Source organism: Gemmatimonadota bacterium (genome assembly GCA_026706345.1).
GTDB lineage: Bacteria > JAAXHH01 > JAAXHH01 > JAAXHH01 > JAAXHH01 > JAAXHH01.
The window spans coordinates 1-3450 of the sequence record JAPOYX010000039.1 but is presented as its reverse complement, the minus strand read 5'-3'; the positions used below and the strand labels follow the sequence as shown (position 1 = coordinate 3450).

General features: G+C 62.1%; 2 protein-coding genes. Both read right to left on the bottom strand.

Going from position 1 to position 3450, the window contains the following annotated elements; all coding sequences use genetic code 11:
• Nucleotides 1-60: 60 nt before the first annotated feature.
• Nucleotides 61-2172, bottom strand: a complete 2112-nt coding sequence (locus tag OXG98_04130) for a molybdopterin-dependent oxidoreductase (GenBank protein MCY3771191.1) — start codon at nt 2170-2172, stop codon at nt 61-63.
• Nucleotides 2157-3450 (bottom strand): 5-amino-6-(D-ribitylamino)uracil--L-tyrosine 4-hydroxyphenyl transferase CofH (gene cofH / locus OXG98_04125; GenBank protein MCY3771190.1); only part of this gene is annotated, 1294 nt, incomplete at its 5' end. The genes cofH and OXG98_04130, both read right to left, overlap by 16 nt.

Genomic DNA, 3450 nt, shown 5'->3' with positions numbered 1-3450 from the left:
ATCAGGGGTCGGAGTAAGAAATTCGAAGACATTACTCTGACCCCAGGATTATTATCTGCGTTAATCTGCGTAATCTGCGGATACTTTTTCGATGTTGCACATCAACCCCTTGAGGTTAGTGGCCCCCATCCCCGGGTCCAGGGGTGGGCCGTCCATGGTGAGGACGTTAATGTTGGATTCGCGCCAGCCGTAGTCCGGGGCGCCCTTTTCCGGGAACCACCAGCCGAATTCGGCGCTGGCTACCCTGGGGTCGACGCCTTCGGACAGTTTTGCGCGGAGTTTCACCCTGCCCCGGGGGGTTTCCACCCAGACCCAGTCGCCGTTGTCGATATCCTTGGTCTGCGCCAGTTCCGGGTGTATCTCGATCAGCGGGTCGGGATGGCCCTTGCGCAGGTAGTTTGACTGGCGTAGTTCCGAGCCGAAGAAGTTGAAGATGCGGTGCCCGGTGATCAACACCGTGGGATAGCGGGACGTGAATTCTTCCTCCCGCGCCGGGCTTTCCGGCGGTTCGATAAAATCCGGCAGCGGGTCATAGCCCCAGTCCTCGTACTGCTTCAGGTAAAAGTCCAGCTTGCCCGACTCGGAATTAAAGCCGTATTTCTCGTGTTTCCTGAATTCCGGCTCGGTGCGCAGGTACGGCATGTCCTTGAATTCATCCCAGGTCGTCCCGGCAGACTCCAGGATGAAGTCCAGCGACTCCTCGTAGGTGTCCCAGAAGCGGTCTTCAAATCCCAGTTTCTTGCCCAGTTCATTCAGGATGATGTGGTCCGGCCAGGCCTCGCCCGGCGCTTCGACCACCTTGCGGCGCGGGAATACGTAACCGTGCACCTTCCAGTAATCGGCGATATTGTCGTTCTCCAGCCAGGTGGCCGCGGGCAGGACGATGTCGGCCAGTTCCGTCGTGGCGGTCCTGAAGATGTCGGTGGCGACGAAGAACTCCACCTGCTTCAACGCCTCGTACACCCGGTCGGCGTTTTCCCGGGCCGCCAACTGGTTGCTGGCGAAGATCACCATGGCGCGCACCCGGTACGGGTCGCCGTTCTCGATGGCGTCCCAGACCACGTGCGGGGTGATGCGGTTGATGGAAGCGCCCAGCTTGTACTTGTCGCCCCCCAGCAGTTTCTGCTTTTGCTCCGCCGGCAACTCGTGAAACAGGGCGAACCGGGCACGGGGCAGTCCGGGCGGCAGACCGAAGATCACGTTGCCGCCGGGGACGTCCAGGTTGCCGGTCAGGGCCACCAGGTAGATCAGGGCCCGGTCGGCATCCACACAGTTGATGTTCTGCTCGATGCCCACGCCCCATTGCAGGGTGGCGGGCCTGGTCGTGGCGTACAGCCTGGCCGCGGCGATGATCTTCTCCTTCGGCACCCAGGTGATGCGTTCCACCACCTCCGGCGGGAAGCGCTCCAGCCGCTCTTTCAGCTTGTCGAAGCCGGTCGTGTATTTCCCGACGAATTCATGGTCGTACAGGTTTTCTTTCACGATGACGTGCATCATGCCCAGGGCCAGCGCCGAGTCCGTGGCCGGGCGCAGTTGCAGCCACAGGTCGGCCTTGGCGGCCAGCTTGCTGCCCCGGGGGTCGATCACGATCAGTTTTGCCCCGGCGGTCAGGGTATGGGCCAGGTTGATGCCCTTGTTCTCGTCCGGGTTGGAGATCAGGTGGTTGCTGCCCCAGGCGACCACGCATTTCGGCCTGTTGTCGTAATCGCAGAGCGGGATATCCATGCCCATGACCTTGCAGATGGCGATGCGCGGCAGGTAGCACATGTGCCCCGGCGTCAGCACGTTGGGCGAGCCGTACAGGTTGGCGACCCGGTACACGAAGCGGTGGAAATCGCGCCCGGTGCCGTGGCCGAATACCACCGACTCGGCGCCGGATTCCCATTTTATCTCGTTCAGTTTGCCGGCAACGATGGTCAGCGCTTCGTCCCAGGACAGCCGCCGCCACTTGCCTTCGCCCCGTTCCCCGGTGCGCTGCATGGGATAGAGCAGCCGGTCCGGGTGTTCCTGCAGTTCCAGGTAGCCGTGCGCCTTCTTGCAGGTATAGCCCTTGCTGACCGGGTGGTCCCAGTCCGGCTTGATCTTGACCGGCTTGCCGTCTTCCACGGCCACGTACACGCCGCAGCCGCCGTGGCCGCAGGCTCGGCAGATTGTTCTTACTTCAGTTTGCATGTTTCTTCCCCGTCATGCCGGGCTTGACCCGGCATCCAGTGGAATACAGTGTCGCCCGCAGGGCGACCCATTATTTTACTGGATTCCCGTTTGCACGGGAATGACGACTGGGGGAGCGTGTCACCCGCTCCCTCCGTCACTGGCTCGTAACGGGTGGTGCGTTGTTGCGGTATCCTGCCTGCGGCCGTGATCAGGTCGCGCATGCCCGCCGCGGTGAATTCCTGGCCGTGGGAGGCGCCGGCTGCGCGGCTGATGCTTTCGTTCATCAGGGTGCCGCCCACGTCGTTTACGCCGGCATCCAGGCAGGCCCGGAGGCCGTCCATGCCCAGTTTCACCCAGGAGGCCTGTATGTTGGTGATGTGTGGATGCAATACCAGCCTGGCGACCGCGTGCATCAGGATCGCCTCGCGGAAGGTGGGGCCTTTGCGCGCCCGGCCCTTGCGGTACATGGGCGCTTCCATGTGCACGAAGGGCAGCGGCACGAACTCGGTGAAACCGCCCGTTTCCTCCTGCAAATCGCGGATGCGCAGCAGGTGGCGCGCCCAGTTCAGCGGTCCGTCCACGTGGCCGAACATGATGGTAGCCGTGGAGTTAAGGCCCAAAGAATGGGCGGTCTTCATCACTTCCAGCCACTCGGCCGTGTTCAGCTTGTCCGGGCAGATGATCTGCCTGATCTCATCGTCCAAGATTTCCGCCGCGGTACCGGGCAATGTTCCCAGGCCGGCCTGTTTCAACTCACCGAGATAGTCCCTGAGCGGCAGACCCAGGGTCTCCGCCCCCTGCCTGATCTCAAGCGGTGAAAATGCGTGTACGTGCATGTCCGGCTGCGCCTCCTTCACTGCCCGCAAGATGGCAAGGTAGGTCGCGCCGGTGTAGTCCGGGTGGATGCCGCCTTGCAGGCAGACCTCGGTCGCGCCCCTCTCCCATGCCTCCGAGACCCGCGCCTGTATCTCTTCCAGGGGCAGGTCATAGCCGCGCTCGCGCAGGTTCTCGGCTACGCGGCCCTTGGAAAAGGCACAGAAGCCGCAGCCGAAATAGCAGATATTGGTGTAGTTGATGTTCCTGTTGACCACGTAGCTGACCGTATCGCCGTTCATGGTCCGGCGCAGGTTATCGGCGGCCCGTATCACGGCGTCTTCATCGGCGCCGCGGGCGTTGAACAGTTCGACGATCTCAGTCTCATCGAGGCGCGCTCCGGATACCGCCTTGTCGATAGCGGAACCTATGCGATTGTGCGTTTCCCACTGTATTTTATCGCTCGTCTTCTTCCTTCCGTCC

Coding starts and splice junctions, on each gene's coding strand:
- OXG98_04130 (MCY3771191.1), bottom strand. CDS start 2,172: ATGCAAACTGAAGTAAGAACAATCTGCCGAGCCTGCGGCCACGGCGGC.